General features: G+C 61.2%; 13 protein-coding genes and 4 pseudogenes. 2 read left to right on the top strand and 15 right to left on the bottom strand.

Annotation, left to right across the window (positions count from 1 at the left end; genetic code table 11):
* Positions 1 to 36: 36 nt before the first annotated feature.
* The 6 genes from QOV41_RS13715 to QOV41_RS13690 form a co-directional block, all read right to left on the bottom strand.
* Positions 37 to 1,638, bottom strand: coding sequence for a peptide ABC transporter substrate-binding protein (locus tag QOV41_RS13715; protein WP_284577293.1), 1,602 nt, complete (start codon positions 1,636 to 1,638; stop codon positions 37 to 39).
* Positions 1,639 to 1,886: 248 nt separating this feature from the next.
* The gene (locus QOV41_RS13710) at positions 1,887 to 2,708 is read right to left on the bottom strand and encodes a carbohydrate ABC transporter permease (RefSeq protein ID WP_284581332.1); all 822 of its coding nucleotides are present in this window, start codon (positions 2,706 to 2,708) and stop codon (positions 1,887 to 1,889) included.
* A 56-nt stretch (positions 2,709 to 2,764) separates the two neighbouring features.
* Positions 2,765 to 3,646 (bottom strand): carbohydrate ABC transporter permease, encoded by an 882-nt coding sequence (locus tag QOV41_RS13705; protein ID WP_284577292.1) that lies wholly within the window; start codon positions 3,644 to 3,646, stop codon positions 2,765 to 2,767.
* Positions 3,647 to 3,706: 60 nt separating this feature from the next.
* On the bottom strand, positions 3,707 to 4,981 hold the full coding sequence (locus QOV41_RS13700) for an extracellular solute-binding protein (RefSeq protein WP_284577291.1): 1,275 nt from the start codon (positions 4,979 to 4,981) through the stop codon (positions 3,707 to 3,709).
* Positions 4,982 to 5,077: 96 nt separating this feature from the next.
* Entirely contained in the window at positions 5,078 to 6,160 is a 1,083-nt protein-coding gene (locus tag QOV41_RS13695) for an ABC transporter ATP-binding protein (protein WP_284577290.1), read from the bottom strand.
* Positions 6,161 to 6,251: 91 nt separating this feature from the next.
* Positions 6,252 to 9,023, bottom strand: a complete 2,772-nt coding sequence (locus QOV41_RS13690; RefSeq protein ID WP_284577289.1) for a glycoside hydrolase family 2 protein — start codon at positions 9,021 to 9,023, stop codon at positions 6,252 to 6,254.
* Positions 9,024 to 9,202: 179 nt separating this feature from the next.
* On the opposite strand from QOV41_RS13690, the gene QOV41_RS13685 reads away from it, so the two are divergent.
* The gene (locus QOV41_RS13685; RefSeq protein ID WP_284577288.1) at positions 9,203 to 10,225 is read left to right on the top strand and encodes a LacI family DNA-binding transcriptional regulator; all 1,023 of its coding nucleotides are present in this window, start codon (positions 9,203 to 9,205) and stop codon (positions 10,223 to 10,225) included.
* Here the strand turns inward: QOV41_RS13685 and QOV41_RS13680 are convergent.
* The 5 genes and pseudogenes from QOV41_RS13680 to QOV41_RS13660 form a co-directional block, all read right to left on the bottom strand.
* On the bottom strand, positions 10,203 to 11,309 hold the full coding sequence (locus tag QOV41_RS13680) for a LacI family DNA-binding transcriptional regulator (RefSeq protein WP_284577287.1): 1,107 nt from the start codon (positions 11,307 to 11,309) through the stop codon (positions 10,203 to 10,205). The two genes, QOV41_RS13685 and QOV41_RS13680, sit on opposite strands and share 23 nt — an antisense overlap.
* 151 nt (positions 11,310 to 11,460) lie before the next feature.
* Positions 11,461 to 12,534 carry a DUF4037 domain-containing protein gene (locus tag QOV41_RS13675; protein WP_284577286.1) on the bottom strand — a complete coding sequence of 358 codons (1,074 nt, stop codon included), beginning with the start codon at positions 12,532 to 12,534 and terminating at the stop codon, positions 11,461 to 11,463.
* 96 nt (positions 12,535 to 12,630) lie between these two features.
* A complete protein-coding gene (locus QOV41_RS13670) occupies positions 12,631 to 13,326 on the bottom strand; it encodes a spermidine synthase family protein (RefSeq protein ID WP_284577285.1) in 696 nt (231 codons plus the stop codon).
* Between the two features lie 72 nt (positions 13,327 to 13,398).
* On the bottom strand, positions 13,399 to 13,611 hold the full coding sequence (locus QOV41_RS13665) for a cold-shock protein (protein WP_284577284.1): 213 nt from the start codon (positions 13,609 to 13,611) through the stop codon (positions 13,399 to 13,401).
* 698 nt (positions 13,612 to 14,309) lie between these two features.
* Positions 14,310 to 14,451 (bottom strand): annotated as a pseudogene (locus tag QOV41_RS13660) (IS3 family transposase); the annotation flags it as partial.
* A gap of 101 nt (positions 14,452 to 14,552) precedes the next feature.
* Between QOV41_RS13660 and QOV41_RS13655 the strand changes: the two are divergent.
* A complete protein-coding gene (locus QOV41_RS13655) occupies positions 14,553 to 15,791 on the top strand; it encodes a family 16 glycosylhydrolase (RefSeq protein ID WP_284577282.1) in 1,239 nt (412 codons plus the stop codon).
* 217 nt (positions 15,792 to 16,008) lie between these two features.
* Here the strand turns inward: QOV41_RS13655 and QOV41_RS19795 are convergent.
* The 4 genes and pseudogenes from QOV41_RS19795 to QOV41_RS13640 all read right to left on the bottom strand — a co-directional run.
* Positions 16,009 to 16,085, bottom strand: a pseudogene (locus QOV41_RS19795) (IS3 family transposase); the annotation flags it as partial.
* Between the two features lie 93 nt (positions 16,086 to 16,178).
* A pseudogene (locus tag QOV41_RS13650) lies at positions 16,179 to 16,331 on the bottom strand (integrase core domain-containing protein); the annotation flags it as partial.
* Positions 16,332 to 16,494: 163 nt separating this feature from the next.
* Positions 16,495 to 17,025: an LPS assembly lipoprotein LptE gene (gene lptE, locus QOV41_RS13645; protein ID WP_284577280.1), complete on the bottom strand. Its 531-nt coding sequence runs from the start codon at positions 17,023 to 17,025 to the stop codon at positions 16,495 to 16,497.
* Positions 17,026 to 17,257: 232 nt separating this feature from the next.
* A pseudogene (locus tag QOV41_RS13640) lies at positions 17,258 to 18,217 on the bottom strand (IS630 family transposase).
* Positions 18,218 to 18,606: the final 389 nt, after the last annotated feature.

Below are 18,606 nucleotides of genomic sequence, written 5' to 3'. Positions count from 1 at the left end.
CCCTCCGGCGTGCCGGAAGGTGCAGAGTGCAGGCGCTTACTTCGTCAGATGGGTGAAGAAGTAGTGCCCGAGCCGGTCGAGGGGCGTGAAGCCCAAGGAGTTGGGTTCGGACGCCTCGCCACCCAGCTCTTCGGAGATCACTGCCGTGGTGATCGGGTGAACCAGGGGGACGATCAGACCTTGATCGATCATCACCTGCTCGGCCTGTTCATAGAGCTCGACGCGGGTTTCCCAATCGGCCTCGGCGTCAGCCTCCGCCACCAGCGCATCATATTCGGGGACGAAGTAGTTGTGGCGCCCGCCATTGTAAAAGATGCCGTAGAAGTTGGACGGATCGAGATAGTCGTACTCGTACGGCGCGATGAAGATGTTGTTGCGCTTGCCACGCATGCCATCCATCCATTCCGGCCCGGGAAGGCTGCGGATGGAAACATCGATCCCCAGAATCTCCTCGAATTCAGCCTGCAGGTACTGGGCCATGGCCGGAACGATTGCCGAGTTGTAGCCGCCTTCCTCGCGGATCCAGATTTCGATGGGCGGGAAACCCTCGCCGTCGGGATAACCCGCTTCAGCCAGATATTGTTGAGCGAGTTCAGGATCAAACGTGGCCTGCGCCACCACGTCTTCGCTGTAGCCGGGATAGCCGGGCGGCAGGATCGAGCCGGCTGGGATGGCGATGTCCTTGAGGACCGTGGAGGTCAGTTCCTCGCGGTCCACTGCATGGTAGAGCGCCCGGCGCACATCGACGTCATTGAAGGGCTCCGCCTCCAGATCATAGGCGATGTAGGAGGTGGCGAAGACCGCGTTCTGGCGAATGCCGTCCGGAAACCGCTGCGTCGCGACCGGCACTTGTCCAGTGTTGAGGAAGGAATAGTCCGCATCGCCAGCAAGGAAGGCCGGAAGTCCGACTTCCGGGGCAGCGAGAGTCGGGTCGAGCTCCAGCCGGTCGACCTGTGCCTGCCATGGGCCGGTATAGGTGTCGGATTTGACGAATACGACGGAGTTGTTCGACTTCTCCCAGCTCTCGATCGAGAACGGGCCGGAGGAGACGATGCTGTCGACATTGAGTGCCCAGTCGTCACCTAGCTCGTCCACCTTGTGCTTGGGCACGGGGTACCAGAGGCTGGTCACCGAGGGAAAATAGGGCTTTGGCGCGTTGGTAGTGACCTCGATGGTCTGATCGTCCACTGCCCGGACACCAAGCGTAGAGGCCTCGGCCGTGCCCTCGGTCACTTCCTTCCAGCCTTGGATGCCCCCGGCGAAGTCCCAGTACCAGGCAAAATCATAGCCGCTGGTGGCCGCCCGCTGGAGGGCGAACACATAGTCTTCCGCGGTGAGCGGCTCGCCATCGGACCACACCAGCCCGTCCCGCAGCTTGAAGGTCCATGTCAGCCCATCCTCGGATTGGCTCCAGCTTTCGGCCGCCATCGGCGTCAGCTCGAACTCCTTGTCGAAGGTCGCCAGCGGGATCTGCAGCAGTTCCGACCCGGTGCCACGGTCATAGACCGTCTTCATATAGTCCATATAGGTGCCGGCAGTGGACCCTGTCGGCGCCACGATTGTGGTTTGTGCCACGACCGGAAGAGTGAGGCTGGTGGCCGCAACCAACAAGCCGACCGTTCTATGTAAGAAGTTCATGTGCTCCCTCCTTGTAACGAGCTTGGACTTTCCCTGTGCCGGTCCCCGCAACAATGCCGAGAACCATTTCTTGCTCTTCGAAAGGTCGACCCCTCGACCTTTAAATGCCATATGTCTGACAAATTATCGGAGGGTGTGCAACTCTCCTTGCGCCTTTCCTTATTGATCACTTGCCACTTCGCACAGCGGAGAGAGGTGGTTTGAGCCGGTGACACCGCGAAGGGTAGCGTCTCCCGGCGTCGGCGATCTCAGCCCTTTACCCCGGCCGAGAGCATCACCGCCTGCGTCACCCGTCGCTGAAAGATCAGGTACAGCACTGCCACGGGCAAGCCCGCGAGCACGGCCGAAGCCATCAGCTTGGCGTACACGATCCCATAGGCATCTTTTACCTGCGTGATGCCCACCGGCACCGTCATCGTTGCTTCCCCCGTTGCCGCGAGAAACGGCCACAGAAACGCGTTCCAGGCCCCGATAAAGGTGATGATCGAAAGGGCAGCCGTGACCCCCCAGTTCATCGGCAGGTAGATGCGGAACAGGATCTTGAAATGCCCCGCGCTGTCCATCATCGCTGCCTCGCGGAACTCCTTGGGGACGGAGTCGAAGAACTGCTTGTAGACGATGATCACCACCGGAACGATCAGTTGCGGCAGGATGATGCCGGCCCAGGTGTTGAGCAGTTTGAACTGCGCCATCAACACGAAATGGTTCACGATCAGCGCCTGCATCGGCACCATGAAGCACGCCAGGATCAGCACATAAATGAGCCGCCGGCCGGGGAAGTCGAGCTGGCTCAGCGCATAGGCGCAGCCGGCCGAACTGATCACCACCCCTGCGGTAATCAGCACCGAGGTCACCATGGAATTGATGTACCACTGCGTGATGTTGGTCCGCTCCCAGATGTGGATATAGCTGTCCAGCGTTGGGCGCTGCGGCCACAGGGAGAGCCCGCTGGCAATCACCTCCGTATCGGATTTGAACGAGGTGATGATCGCCCAGTAGAGTGGAAAGAACGCCAAGAGGGCAAAGGCGATGGTGACCGCCGATAGCACCAGCCCACCCAAATCGAGCATCGGATCGCGGTGCGTGCGCTCAGTCTTGACGGCAACATGCGGAATGGCTTCGGCGGTCATTTTTCACCTCGCGCGCGGAGCAATTGATATTGCAGCACTGACAGGACGATAATCATGGCAAACAGCAGCACCGCCGCCGTCGCCCCCTCGCCACCCCGGTTTTGCTGGAAGGCGAGCTTGTAGATGTACTGCACCAGGACGATGGTCGCGTCCTGCCGCCCGCCGATCGAGAATAGGTAGACCTGATCGAAGATTTTGAGCTGCGCGATGAGCTGGATGGTCAGCACCAGCGCCGTCACCGGCCAGATCAGCGGCCAGGTGATGCGGGCAAATTGGCGCCAGCGACCGGCGCTGTCCAGCGCCGCCGCTTCATAGATCTCAGGTGAGATATTGCGCAACCCCGCGATGAACAGCAGCACGTTGAACCCCAGCGTCCACCAGATGGTGACAAAGGCAACCGTAGGCATGAATAGGGGAATGGTGCGGGTCAGCGAGATGGGCTCGCCGCCATTGAAGGGCCGCACCAGCCACTGGATCAGCCCATATTGCACATCGATGATCCAGTTCCAGGTGAGGAACACCACCGACACCGGCAGGATGTAGGGCAGGAAGAAAGCCGCGAGCACCAGGCTCTGCTGCCAGCCCTTGAGCCGGTTCACCGCCATGGCAATGGCTAGCGACACCAGCGTGTTGGGCACCACCGTCAGAACCACGAAATACGCGGTGTTCCAAAAGGCGGCATGAAACAGCCGGTGGCTCAAAATCTTGAAGTAGTTCTCGAGGCCCACCCACTCGCCCGGGCCGATCAGCGGTGCGTCCGTGAAGCTCAGCATCACCATCTGGATGGTGGGCCAGACGAACAGGGCGCCATAGATGATGATGAATGGACCCACCAGCACCAGCGCGGTGAGATATTCCTGGCGTTTGTCTCGCAGCATCGCCGAACCTCCACGGAACAGAGAAGGCCGGCACCCTGGGGCGCCGGCCGGTCGCTTCGCCTAGAGCTGGCTGTTGAGGTCGTCGCGCATCTGCGCGGCGGCGTCGGCAGGCTCCATCTCGCCGGAGGTGGCGGGCACGATGTAGTTGTTCCAGGCGTCGCCCAGGGGGGCGGCCGGGCCGGCAAGCGTCGTGCGCGGATCGAACACGGCCGTATCGGCAAAGCCGGCATAGACCGATTGGGGCTTCATCTCCTGGAACTCGGCACTCTGGCGCACTTCGTTATAGGCTGGGAGATGGCCCGCGCCCGCCCAATCGAGGGAGTTTTCGTTCATCCACTTGATGACTTCCATCACCGCCGCCCGCTTTTCGGGATCGGCTTCGGCGCCGGCATTGGCGGGAATGACGAAGGCGTGGCTGTCGGACCATGCTGCCGGCTGGTCGAAGAGCACCGGAACTTCCACCGCGCCCCACTCGAACATCTCGCCCCTTTCGGCGAGGTCAGTGAAGGTTGGCACCTCCCAGTTGCCCATCAGGAAGAATGGCGATTGCCCCGAGGTAAAGAGCGCCAGGGCTGCCGGTGACTCGATCTGCTGCGGTGTCCAGCCATTCTCCACCCAGCGCGCCATCGTTTCGGTTGCCGTGGACAGCTTCTCCAGATCCTCGTCGGTGGGGAAGAAGCCACCGGCAGCCTCGTCATACATGGTGCCGCCCTGCTGGCCAAAGAGGCTATAGACCATGCGATAGCGGTCTCCGGTCGGCATCGACAGCCCATACATCCCGTCCGTAGTGAACTGCTCGAGCGCCGCCTCGAAATTCTCCATGCCGTCGAGCCCGGTTGGCAAGCCGTTCTCGTCCAACATGCCGGCTTCTTCCAGCATGTCCTTGTTGTAGAAGAGGATGAGGCCATGCTGGTCGAACGGAACGCCATAGCGCGTGTCGTCCACCTTGGCAGCGTTGGCGGCCGCTTCAGTGTAGGACGCGTCGGATAGGCCCACCGACTCCATGTCTTCATCGCTGATCTCGGCCAGGGTGCCGCTATCGACCGCAAGAGGCATGCGTGACAGGTGATAGGTAGCGATGTCGGGGCCTTCCCCGATCGCCGCCGATGTCTGCAGCTTGGTGTAGTAGGGCGAACCCCACTCAAGGGTGGTGGCCTCGATCTGGATCTCGCCCTGGTGCTCCTGGTTGAACTGGTCGATGAGCGACTTCATGCGAACCCCGTCGCCGCCGCCTAGAAAATCCCACCAGACAACGGTCTGCTGCGCCACAGCGCCGCTGGCCAAGGCCAGGAAAGCCGTCGAAGCCAAGGCCAGTCGTTTCAAGCTCTTGTTCATTTGGTTCCTCCCAATGAAAAATGCTCTATGCGTATTGCCTGTCCGGTTGCGCGTCGCATTGAGCGGGTAGGGCCGCGCCCCGGAAACTTGTTTTGCCTAGTTCGCGTGGTAGGCAGCGCCTCCTTCGTCAAACAGGTGCGTCGCTGCCGGATCCACCTCCAGGACAACCGGCTGCCCTGTGCGAAGCGTGCTCTTGCCGCTGTCCTCCGCCACCACCAGATCGCCGCCGGCCAGGCGCACATGCACGAATGTGCGATCGCCAAGGCGCTCCACGAGCTCGGCACTGCCGGTGAGCGTGCCGCCTGATGGCACCACGCGCAAAGCGTCCGGGCGGATACCCAGTGTCAGCTCCCCTCCGGTGGGAAGGCCCGCCACCGGAATGCTCGTCGCGATCCTTGCGCCGCCTGCAGCGACCACCGCATGACCGCCCCCTTGCTCCGCAACCGTGGCCGGCAGGAAGTTCATGGCAGGCGAGCCGACAAAGGCGGCGACAAAGCGGCTGGCGGGCCGGGAATAGACCTCCATAGGCGTGCCAATCTGCTCAACCTTGCGGTTGTTCATGACCACGATGCGGCTGGCCAGGGTCATGGCCTCGGTCTGGTCGTGCGTGACGAAGACCATCGTGGTGCCGATCCGCTGGTGCAATTGCGCCAGTTCCACCCGAGTGCGCACCCGCAATCCCGCATCGAGGTTGGAGAGGGGCTCATCGAGAAGAAATGCTTGAGGCTCGCGCACGATGGCACGTCCGATGGCGACGCGCTGGCGCTGACCTCCAGAAAGTTGCGCAGGGCGGCGGTCCAGCAGCGGCATGATCTCCAGCATGCGTGCCGCCTCGTCCACTCGCCGCGAAACCTCGGTCTTGCTGGTGCCGACATTTTGCAGCCCGAAGCTCATATTCTCCCGCACGGTCATGTGCGGATAGAGCGCGTAGTTCTGGAACACCATGGCCACGCCGCGCTGGTTGGGCGGTAGCTGGTCCACCCTGCGATCACCGATGCGGATCTCGCCGCCATTGATCGCTTCCAATCCAGCGATCATCCGCAGCAGCGTGGACTTGCCACAGCCCGATGGCCCCAGGAAGACGATGAACTCGCCCGATTGAATGTGCATCGAGACGTGCTCGAGCACGCTCACCTGTCCATAAGACTTGCTGACGTCGTTGAGTACGATGTCGGCCATGGCTTCCTCCTCTTGGGTCTGCCGATCCGCTGCGGCTTTTGCCGTCTTTGCGTCTCGTTTAGTCCTCCGCGCCTGATGTGAGCGGGCCGCGCTAGCGGTCCACCGGCAACTCCTTGGTCGTTTGCACGAGGGCATCGAAGAGCGCTGCGGCCATCGCGTCGCTGCCCGGCGCCGCTTGCGTCAGGCGGAACGTGGTCGCCACGACGCCGCCACGCCCGACTCGTTTCTCGCCAATGATGGCGGCGGGCTTGTGCACCCAGCCGACCACCATGCCGGCGTGAACATTGTTGCCAATCTCCCAGGGCCGGAAGCCGGTCAGCAGGTGGTGCGGCACCACATCGGAAAAGGCGAGGTCCAGGATCGGTCCACCGGGAATGGCGGCATACGGGCCGTCGCGACGGACCCAGCTGAAGCCGGCGATCCAGTCGCCGCGCCAGATCGTGCCGTCCCGCTCGACCAGGCTGATGCCGGGCAGATGCTGGTCGAGACTGGGTCGGAACTTCTTGCCATCTGCCACGATGCTGCGGTGTGGCAATTCCCCGTCCGGCATGTCGGTGCGCAGGTTGCGATTTGTTTCGACGCTGCCATCGGCCAGGATCAGGTAACGGGCACCCGCCTTGATGGCTTCGACGTCCTTGCCGTCCACCGCATGGCAGAGGACGATGTCGGCCTCGGCAGCCGGGAGGATTTGGTAACCGAGGCCGGCAGCGTAAGCCGCGAGTTTCGGATCCACAGCGGCAATGGAGGTTTGTCTCGCCGTGCTGCGCTCGGCAAAGAGCGCGATCTCGCAGCTATTGCGCGCCAGCACCGCGCCGTCCGCCTCGAGCGTAAAATCGATGCGGAGCATGCGGTTGTCGGGACTGGCAGGCATGGAAAAGGCGTGCGTGCCCAAGGAAGCGGTGGACACAGGGCCGGTCGCTGGCACCTCGATATGACCCGACACATCGCCGCTCCACCGCAGCACCGCGCCGGCGGGAATGGTGTGGCCGCCCGTCGCAACCGTGAGCTCGATGGGCAGGTCCGCGCCGGCATAGGCCGAATAGCGCTCGGGCCTGGGCACGATGACGATGTCGGCGTTGATGGTCCCGAATACGTCGTGGAACACGCGCGGGTTGCGTTCCATGTCCAGGAGGCCATTGGCCTCCCAGTGCACATCCGTCAGTTCGGTGATCACATAACCCACGATCGAGGGATGCAGCCGCATCTGCTCGATCTGGTAGCGGAGGTTCATGAATTGGTACCACTGCACCTGCTCGATGAACTGATCGAACGAGCCAAAGGTGCGATGCAGGTCGAGCGCTGCAAAACGCGCCTCGATGCCGTGGGGCAGGGCAACCCCATCACCCCAAAGCGAACCGGTTTCAAACCAATCGGGCTCCTTGCCGTTCGCGCCGCGCAGCAGCTTCGGGTCGGGCAGGCCCCATACCCCAAATTCTGAAACAATCAATGGCTCGTCGCCCCGCCGTTCCGCATCGCCTAGCGGCGAGAACGTCCAGTCCGCACCTGCCGCGAACTGGGCGGTGATGTCGTCCCATTCCTGGCGTCGCTCGGGGACGGAACGGTAATAGTGATAGTCATTGAGGTCGGTCTTGACGTGGAAGTTGGGGAAACAGGCCGAGTTGTCCACCACGAGCCGGGTGGGGTCCTTGGCCTTGAGCCAGTCATAGCTGTCCTTGAGCCATTGCCGGTGCTCGGCGTTCTCGACCAGCCGCGTGCCCCAATCCTCATTGATTAATGTCCAGGCGATGATCGAGGGATGGTTGCGGTCGCGCTGGAGGATACCCTCCATGGTTTCGCGCATGCGCCGCGCCGAGGCCTGCGTAAAGGTCGCCACATTGGGCACTTCGGTCCAGACGAGCAAGCCAAGCCGGTCGGCAACCTCGTAATAGCGCGGGTCAGGCACCTTGATGTGGCAGCGCAGGGTGTTGAGCCCCAGCTCCTTGGCCTTGCGCGCCTGATCCTCGAGGAACTCCAGTGAGGGCGGCGTGTAGATGCCGTCCGGATAGTAGTCCTGGTCCAGCGCGCCCCGCATATAGATAGGTTCGCCGTTAAGGAGGATTTTTCCCTCAGCCGTCTCGATCGTCCGGAAACCGAAACTGTGGGTGACAGTGTCGGCATCAGCGAGGTCTACCGTCAGGGAGTAGAGGTTCGGGGTGTCGACGGACCAGAGCTTGGCGTCGGGTACGCTTAGTAGCGCCTCGGCTTCGGCAGCTGCCGTGACCTGGGCCTGGGCGACCACAGCGCCATCGCTGTCACAAACACTAAGCTGCGCTGGGAGCCCCAGGGCGGGTTCGCTAAAATCGAGATTGACCCGCACCTGGCGGTCCATGCCCGCAGTGATCACCACATCGGTAATCCGGCGCGCGTCCCGCGCCTCGAGCGATACCGACTGCCATAGCCCGCCGATGCGACCGTACCAGCTGATCTTGCCGTGCGGGATCTCGCTAAAGGGGAAGTCAGGATAGAGGCGGTGATCTGCCGAAGGCATGGTGACCCGCACCTCAACTTCGTTGCTGGTTCGGATCAGCCGCGCCGGGACGATGAGCTCGAACGGCAGGTAAGCGCCCTCGTGCTCGCCGATCTTTTCACCGTTGAGCAGTACTTCGCAGAAATAGCTCACCGCTCCAAACTTGAGCGCCAGTTCACGCTGCTCCCAACCAGCGGGTACGGCAAAGCTGCGCTTGTAGACAGCTCGACCGCTCGTATCGACCAGGTCGGAGAATTCGGCCTGCCAGGGTCCGGGAACGTGGGCGTCACGCCAGGGACCATCCTCGTGCCGGAACTGCCAAACCCCATCCAGCGAGAGACTCTGTCGGGCTGCCGATTCCGTCCCGAGTGCCCGTGCCTCCGCAGTGCCGCTCATCTTACCCTCAAGCAATATTAGTTATAATATTATCACCATAGGCCGGTCCCAGAGCTCTGGCAAGAGGGTGCAGTTGGGCAGCAATAGGAGCGCTAATGCGGCAGATAAGGTGAACAGTCCGCTGGCCATTTGGGGGTATATGCGGCATCAGACTGAGGTGTGAGAGGGGGAGGGACCTGATGGACAAGCGCGCAACCATGCATGACGTGGCCGACCGCGCCGGCGTATCCCAGGCCACCGTCTCACTGGTTCTCAACGGCGTTCCCAACGCGCGAATCTCGAAAGCTACGCGCCGCCGCGTGCTCGAAGCCGCCGAGGAGCTGGGCTACCGCCGTGGCCAGGGTCATCCGGTGCCCGAGGGGCGCAAGCGCATCATCGGCCTCTTTATCGATGAGGTCTCAACTACCCCTTTCGCCGCCCCATTCCTTGAGGGCGCTCGGGATGAAGCGGCGCTGCAGGACGTGACCGTCGCGACCTTCTGCACGGGTTCCAATGCAGCGCTGGAACAGGCTGCCATGGAACTGCTGGTCGCCCAGCAGGCCATCGGCGCCATCTATACGACGCTCATTACCCGGCAGGTCAGCGTACCGCCAAGCTTCGACGAGTTGCCGCTTGTCCTACTTAATTGTTACGAGAAAAAGCTTCGCTATCCCTCCGTTGTGCCTGGCGATTTGGTCGGCGGCTATGCAGCGACCGAAGCTCTGTTGCAGGCCGGCCATCGCCGCATTGCCCACCTTGCCGGTGAACCCGTGCTCGAAGCGTCAGTCGATCGGGAGAAGGGCTTCCGCCAGGCCATGACCAAGTGGCAAGTCTCGAGCCATGACCAGTTGGTAACCTCGGGCGGATGGAGCATTCGCGCTGGTCGGGAGCGGGCCAGGGCCTTGCTCTTGGACCCCAACCCGCCGACCGCCATTTTTTGTTTCAATGACCGAATGGCCATCGGCTGCTACGAGGCGGCCCGCGAACTAGGCCTTCGGGTTCCCGAGGACATCTCCATTGTCGGCTTCGATGACGAGGATCTGGCTGCCAACATGCAGCCGCCGCTTTCGACCGTGATCCTGCCGCACGACGAGATGGCGCGCTGGGCTGTCGGGCAGTTGCTCGACGGCTTCGAAGCCGCGGACCAGGATCAGCGCATGCAGAAGATCAAGATCGAGTGCGAGCTGGTCGCGCGCGCCTCTATTGCGCCGCCACGGGCCTGACCTGCACCGGGGGAGTGCTCACCGAAGCCCGTTCGACCAGCGGACATTCAAGCTTTACCAGAGGATAGCGCGAGAGCCGGACTCCATTTGTCTCCTGCATCTGCTCGATCACCCATTGCCCCATTGCCCGGTGCGGCAGCACCGAGGTGGTGAGTTGCGGGTGCAGATGCCGAGCAATTTCCTCGTCGTCGTAGCCCACCACAGACATATCGGTGGGAATGACGAGGCCCGCCTCCTTCAGCGCCTCGTAGCAACCGATCGCCGTCCGATCGTTCTGGCAGAAAATGGCAGTAGGTGGCTCATCGAGGCTCAGCAGCTTACATGTCCCCTCGAACCCGGAACTCGCCGACCAGTCCCCTTCCACCACCAGGTCGGGATCAAAGGGGATGTCCGCCGTCGCCAGCGCCCGCCGGTAGCCCTTGAGCCGATCCTGCGCTGCCTCCATCCACAACTCCCCGGTAATGGTGGCGATACGGCTATGCCCATGTTCGATAAGGTAGCGCGTGCAGCGCTGCCCCCCGGCCACTTCGCTCGGAATGACAGCTGGGAAGGCCTGGTCGGCAGTGTAGCAATTGAGCAGGTATATGGGGAGCTCGAGCTCTGCCAGGTCGTCTGGCAGTTCCACCTCGCGCGTGAAGATCGTCATGTAGACGATGGCGGCCGCACCACTGCCAACCAGTTGGCGCACCACATCCTTTTCGACCGCGACGTCATTGAATGTCTGGGACACCAGCACAAAACTGCCATCCGCCCGGGCGGCCTGGCTGACGCCTTCGATCGCCACCATGGCTTCGGGGCTGGTTGCCAACTGGTCTACGACGAACCCAATCACCCGATTGGCCGAGCCGGCGCCTGTGTGTGGCACGCCGGCAACCGCATAGCCCAATTTCCGCGCCGCACTGACCACCCGCGCCCGAGTTTCTGCCGACAGCCGGATCCCCGGCGCATTGTTCAGAACGAATGATACCGTCGCCTGGGAGCACCCAGCCTCCCGCGCCACATCCGTCATCGTCACCCGGCGCGCTCCGCGCCTTTGCCGGCCGAGTTCATGTGTCACTTCCGTCTGGGCGATCTTTTTGGACATGGCCACTTCGGCTTGGCGTTTTGCTAATACTGTTCAGCTCACATTAGCATATGCCGATACAGTGAGTTAGGTCTAGTGAGCTCGGTGAGCACCATGTGTTTCAACAACTGGCACGACCCCGTCCGCAGCAGCTGCAATTCTTTGCAGACGTTCACACGTCAAAGAGACTTTTTATCATTCGTGCTGACCTCGAGGGGTTCTCGATAAGCGGAGTGAGGTCGGTGACCTGATCCAGTGAGCCCAATAACGGCAGCTGCCTGAGCTGCGGGTCCCCGATGCCACTCGCGCTGGCGGCAATCAGGTCGTCAGTGTTGATCGTCGGAAATGGCCGATTATGATAGGGGCCGATGACCGGCTCGAAGTCACCGCCGGTGCCATCCTCCTGCTGCCGTTTTGCCAACACGAGATAAGCCGCCGCGAGAGCGTTTCCGCGCTCCTGCCAGTTGGCTGCAAGCAATACCTCGTCGAGGAGCGGAGCCAGGGTCACAGCGATCGGGAGCTGGGAGAACGCCCGTCCGAACCACTTCGGATAGGGCGCGTATCGGCGCTCCAGGAGAAAACTCAATCGCATAATGTCCCGAACCAGCCGGCCGGCGATAACCCGCGATCCCAGATCATCACCTACCTGTCCAGCCCGACCAACAAATGCCTGTTCCTCGGCGATACGCCCCCACTGGCAGGCGATTTTGTACAACCAAACATCTCTTGGGAAGTACGCCAGGGCGCTACGGGCGTCCTCCAGGCCAATCCCATCGTCGTGGAAGACCGCGCCCGCGGTAAAGGCGAGCAGGCGCTGTTCAGGCAAGGCAAGCCAGCGCAGTGGGGTAATGTCCGTCACCGACTCCAGCCCCAGGATAGTTCGGAGGCCGCCGGCAAGAGTGAAGACTTCCACACCATGCGCAAGACGCCCAACTGCCGCCTCACCCTCGGGAGGAGAGTTCGGGCGGCATCGCCAGCCGATCGGCTCGCCAAGAAATGACGCGGGCGCGTCGCGGAGAAACGTCTCCACAATATCCTCAGCATGTTCGTTGAACCCTTCTGGAGAGACGAACAACTGAACTCTGGGACCCCAGTTGTGGTCTTTTGAGGTTTTGTCATCGAACCCAAGCAGCTCCGACCCAGAGCCAATCAACGCAGCGGCGTGGGGAAGGCCGGGCGCAATGGTGCTCAACCACGGACGGACCACGTCGAAATAGAAGCGGCGCGAAAGCTCGATGCCCTGCATCTCGTCCCTCCATTCGTCTTGCAATACTACGGGTAAGCACGACCCGAATGGCGCTGGGAGACGTTGGTGGAGAACTGCGCCCAAAACACCGATCTGCTATCCTCTACCTTTGGGTCCCTCACGCTTAGTCGCTAGCCAGATGACGTGACGCGCTCCACGCCCGCCAGTCCTTGCCCGTACCTTGGCCTCCTCGACGGAGAAGTTCCCCGTTAGGAGGCGCCGAGAGAATGATGGGCTGGGACCCGAAGACCAGACGGCAAGTAGACCGTCTGCCCGCAAGGCCGCCCAAGCAGCATTCAACCCTGGGGCGCCATAGAGTTGATCGTTCTGTGCGCGGCTTACCCCGTCCGGCCCATTGTCGACGTCCAGCAGAATGGCATCGTAATCAAGCCTGGCGCTGGAGATTAGGAGACCGACGTCGGAGTTGATGACGCTCACCCTCGGATCTGCGAGGCAGCTTCCGAAAACAGGTGCCAGAAGCCCGTGCGCCCAGTCGATCACCTGGGGAACGAGTTCGGCCACCACGATCTCGGCATCGGCCGGGAAGCTTGAAAGTGCCGCTCGGAGGGTAAAACCCATCCCCAGCCCGCCGATTAGGATTTTTGGTTTGCCTCGCGTCCCGATCCGTTTGGAGGCGAGTTCCGCCAGCGCGTGCTCCGAGCCACTAAGGCGAGAGTTCATCAGCTCGTTGGTGCCGAGCATGATGGAGAACTCGTCATCTCTTTGCATGAGGCGCAGTTGGGTTGATCCGCCAGGAACGTCAGCGGTGTCGAGATGGATCCAGGGCTTCATGCGTAACTCGGAAAGCGGCGGATCCTCGACATAAATAGAAAGAGGGCGCCCCTAGAGGCGCCCCCAAAAATTTTAGTCGAGCAGCTTGAGGTTGGTCGCCGACTCCTTGCCGTCGCGGCCGGTCTCGAGCTCATACTCCACCTTGTCGTTCTCGTAGAGGCTTTCGAGGCCCGAACGCTGAACAGCGGAGATATGGACAAAGGCGTCCTTGCCGCCGTTTTCGGGGGAGATGAAGCCAAAGCCCTTGGTGGTGTTGAAGAACTTTACGGTGCCTTTGATAGCCATGGAAGTGGTCCTTATGTGCTCTCATACGAGCGGTTTCCCTGCGTGCGACATGCAGGCGGGGGTGACGTTCGCAAGTAGTGGAGCCCAGTAGCCGAGTATCATTCGGCAGCGGCAGCCGACTTCGGCTGCAAACGTGTGTGCGCAAGATAACCGATATTGGCACGGCTGCAAGGGTGAACGTGTCGTTCCTCGTCGACGCGTTTGTCTCGGGATCCTCGTCCCTCGCCCGGAACGGGATGGAGCCTGCCGTTCATCTGGATGTCTCGGGTGCATACCACGCGCCAGACTGCCAAGGAAAGATCGGGCTGGGCGAGCCGCAGCTGCGACCAGTTCGACTAGGCTTCGGACACGGTTCACGGCAGATCCGCGGGGGTACAACAATGGGCGTTATCGAACATTCCCCGGCAAACCGGCCGTTGTTCGGAGTTGGGCGTTATCGAACATTCGCCCGGCGAACCGGCCGTTGTCCGGAGTTGGGCGTGAGCAACATCTGCCCGTTGTCCAGGCCCTGTCCGCTACCGCCCGGTGCCCGACATTTGCCCACACCTGGCTGGTTCTTTGCTATCGATGGCGCCAGACCGGCTTACCATGGTGCCTCAGGCGTACATGAGCCGGGGTGGCGTACAGAGGACCGGATCAGAGATCAGGCGCTCGGCCGAGAGCGAGACGGGGCGAACGCGGCGGCGGGCGCTGGCCGCGAACTCCAACGGCGATAGCATGCCGTTGCGGGCGGGCTTGCGGTTCGGGTTGTGGAACATCTCGATCTGGTCGAACAGATCCTGGGCGGGCTTCGATCCGGGTTCGATAGGTCCGGCGCCTGATCCTCTCGTGCCTGAGCAGCATCCAGCCTACTGATGTCGGTAAATCGACGCGACATTTCTGTCACAAACGCCAAGCTATGTTGTTGATCACTAACTTGTGAGCGCGCCTTCTAAGCAGCAATGGCAATCTCCCTTGCAGAACACATTTCTGCCTTAAGCGGTCTGATGCCGCCGAAGGGAGATCAACCTGAAAGCTGCGGCGCCATGGCGTACCCAAGATATGAAACCAATCCTCTGCTGAGCGACGCTTGGCAGGTGTCTGACTGGAACGCTGGACAATCGAGTATCCTGAAATGGTCGCCCAAAAACGTCGTTTGGAACGAAGAAACGGACACCCTCGACTTTATTCTTGATAACGCTCCCAAGCGCGCTCGCCTGCCTTATGAGAGCGGCGAGGTTCAGTCCTACGACGTTGCCTCCACCGGAACTTGGTCGTGGACAGCACAAGCTCCGGAACTGACAAGCGGTTCCGTCTTTGGCCTGTTCACCTACAAAGCCGATCACTTCAATGATCCTTGGATCGAGTTCGATTTTGAGTTTCTAGGGAAGGACGGCGCAGACTTCGACGGTGACGGTGATATCGACATCAACGTCGTGCGTCTTAACATCCACATGGAGACGGTAACCGGCGAGCACGTCACCTTGGAGGAGCAACAAGGGTCACTGATCATTGACCTTGGCTTTGACGCCACCGAAGGCTTCCACACCTATGCGGTCACCGTCACCGGGACCAACGCCACCTTCACAATCGACGGGATAACTGTAGGCACTTTTGACGCATCGCATATGCCAGGGGACATCTGGACCACTGGTGACATGAAGTGCTTTGTGAACCTCTGGTGTGTTGACACGAACCCTGAGATGGAAGCGTGGGCAGGCAAGTGGGTCGATTCCGGCACTGCACTGGTGGGAAAAGTTGCTGGGGTGGGTTATGCCCCGCTCGATGGAGAGATGGCCCTTATCGGCGACAGTGCAACAACGCTGATACCGCAACCTTCGGTGACCATCCAAGGAACTGCTGAAGCTAACCACTTGTACGACTTCTTTCAAAGCTCGGACGTCTTTGAAGGCGCTGGTGGTCAAGACATCTTCTACTTTGTTCCTACTGGCACCACCAAGACGCGTGGAGGCACTGCCGAGAACGACATCATCTTGGACTTCAATCCCAATGCTGGTGACGACCACGATGTGGTGGTTGTCTCGAAAGCTCTGGCTGGCGTGAAGGGCTTCTCGCAGCTCTACCGCAACATCAGTGACGTAGAGGGAGATGCAGTTTTGAAGTTTGCGGATGGCAGCACTCTGACGTTCGATGGCGTGCTGAAAGCGAACCTCAGCTATGATGACTTCGCTTTCATCTGAATCTGATCGACGCAAGTCACTGGCCATGGGCCGGGGGCAACGACCAACAACCTGTATTCGGAAGGTTCTGCAAGGGATTGATCAAGCCCCTAGAGGTTCATCGGGTCGGTATTGTGGGGATGAATAGCCCCAGGTTCTGTAGACATCTTCTGGGTTAGGTCTGGTACCGTCGCTCGAACTCCACCGGCGATAGCATGCCGTTGCGGGCGTGCTTTCAGCCTGGGTTGTAGACATCTCGATGTAGTCGAATACCTCCTGGGCGGCTTCGTCCAGGGTTCGATAGGTCTGCCCCCTTGCTGGCGGTCCAGGGTTATTGTTGGTGCATAGATGGGCTGAGCTGCTCCCGAGTTTGGACCACCCAACGGGGTGTTTTGGGGGATGAAGCGATCAGGAGGGGCCGGATGCCGCCGATCGGTGCAAGAGCGATATCGGGGGCTTATTTCCGGTTGCGCTGTGGGGACGGACCTCGTTGTAATCCCTACGCCACTCCTCCATCTTTGCCCGGGCATCGTCAAGGCTACGGAACCAACGCGTGTTCAGGATTGCGCCCGCAGCATCGCTCCCTGGAGGCGCCCGCCGGCGTCGGGGGTCAGGCTAGCTTCATTCGTTTACATGGCCAGAACGGCAGACGGGGCGAGGCGCTCGGCTTACCGGAAGAATAGCTGCAGCGATGGCAGCTCTGCGGGTGGAGGTGAAATAGCCCCTACAACGCTCCGCTGCTTATCGAGAAGCGCGCCAGCAGCGCCAGCCGCAAGGACTCGGCGGCGGCCTTTGCCGCATCCTCCTGTGCCTTCTCCTGAGCAACGCTCGTGGCCAAAACCGAGTTGGGTATGTTGGAGTTGTAAAGCGCCGTGGCGACGCGGCTCACGGTGAAAGCTTCCATACCCACGTGTGTGACCACGGCCGTAGCGGTGACCGTTACTTCAACAGCTTCAGCGCTGCCGATGGTCACGCCGCCGCGCCGGGTCTGGGGTGTGGCGGAAAGGGACGCAACGCGCTCGCTGCTAGAGGCGACCACCCGCAAGTGCGGCGTGTTGGGATGCCCGGAGCTGGTAAAGCGCAGCGATAGCTCCTGATAGACCATCTGCTCGAGCCGGGAATTCGGTTCGGCCATGTTGAACGCAAGGCTCGCGGCGTCCAAACCTGCGGCATTGGTCTGATAGACGGGCTGAAACGAACACCCGGACCCTACCAGGGCAACAAGAACTGCGGCAGCAAGCGTCTGTCGTATCATCACTATCACCCGAACTGACGACGTAGCTTGTAGGGGGCAGGCGCTAAGTGTCAATGCGTGAGGGTGGACCCGCTTGGCGGTCTGCTGTCGATCTGCTGAATTCTGGAGCGGCAAGGCGGCTCCCTGGTGGGTGAGCCAACACCGCCGAGGCAATCGCATGGAACTGGTGCTGACGCCGGACCAGGTCCAGCTGCTGGCGGCGGTGCAGCTAGCTCGAGGAATGGACTGGAAATTATCCTCGTGCAGCCCACCGATAGTCTGCATAGTATCCAGCGGCGACGAAGTAGTTGGCGCATTCGGTAGGCGTGAAGGTTTCGATCAATCTGCCAATCCTGTTCCAGAGCGCATCGACTGTTCGCTCGGCAGCTTTTCGTAGCATCGCCTTAAGTTTGGCGAAGGCGTCTTCAATCGGGTTGAAGTTAGGGCTGTATGGCGGCAGGAACATCAGCAAGGCGCCAGCTGCCTCGATCAGCTCCCGGGTCTGGGTTCCCTTGTGGCTGGAGAGATTATCCATGATGACGATGTCGCCGGGCCGCAATTCCGGCATCAGAACTTGCTCGACATAGGCCTCGAACGCCGTGCGGTTGATCGGCGCGTTGAGCACGAATGGCGCAATCATGCCGCGCAGCACTACCGCCCCAACAGAGGTGGTAGTGCGCCAATGGCCATGAGGTGCACCGGCCCGCAGCCGTTCACCTCGAGGTGCCCGACCGTGGGTGCGAACCATGTTGGTCTTCGCCCAGGTCTCATCGATGAAGACAAGCTTGGTCGGATCGAGATCAAGCTGCCCCTCGAACCAGTCCTGCCGCTGCTTCAGAATGTCTGGCCGGTCCTGCTCGGTCGCTTGGAGCGTCTTTTTTTTCAAGTGATGGCGTGGCGCGCGAAAAAGCGGTGGATGGTCCCGAAGCCGAAGGGGTGGCCGCGTTTGGCGAGCGCCTGACGCATCTCTTTAAGGGTGATGTCGGGTGACTCCTCGAGCAGAGACAGGATCAGGGCCTTGCAGGCGTCGACACGGCCGGACCGCCGGTCGCCGCCTAGCGCCTCAGGAAGAGGCTCGCCCTGCTCGCGCTCTCCGGCGGCTCACGCTAGCTGCGCTGATGCCAAAGCGCTCACCAGCTTGGCGGTGGCTCAAACTGTCAGCTACGGCGGCAAGAACACGTGTACGAAGACCGAGGGAAAGAGCTCTCGACATGTCCACCGGCCTCCCTCACCGGCGAACACTGTGAATCAGATCACCACTGATTTGGAAACCTGCCCGATTCACTCAGCTCGGGTTACGCTCTGGTCTTTGCACCTTTGTGCCTTCGCCGGACTTTTGCCGAGCGCCCGATTCCAGGCTTGCAGGTCGATCGCTGTGTTGATGCACTTTAGCTCAGTGCTGGCTGTACTTTTGAAGGCGGAGCCACTGCATCATATGCGTGTGGTCTGCTGCACCGGCGGCGACCTTAGGTGGGCAACAATGACCGGGTCGCGATCAGGACGCGGCAAAAACGACCGCATGCAACCTACGTGGTTGCCGCTGATCGGGCTATTCTTTTTTGGCACGGCCCTTGCATGATCGATAGCGAAGCCCCATCGACA

Source organism: Devosia sp. RR2S18 (genome assembly GCF_030177755.1).
GTDB lineage: Bacteria > Pseudomonadota > Alphaproteobacteria > Rhizobiales > Devosiaceae > Devosia > Devosia rhizosphaerae.
This window is presented reverse-complemented; position numbering and strand designations above follow the sequence as displayed.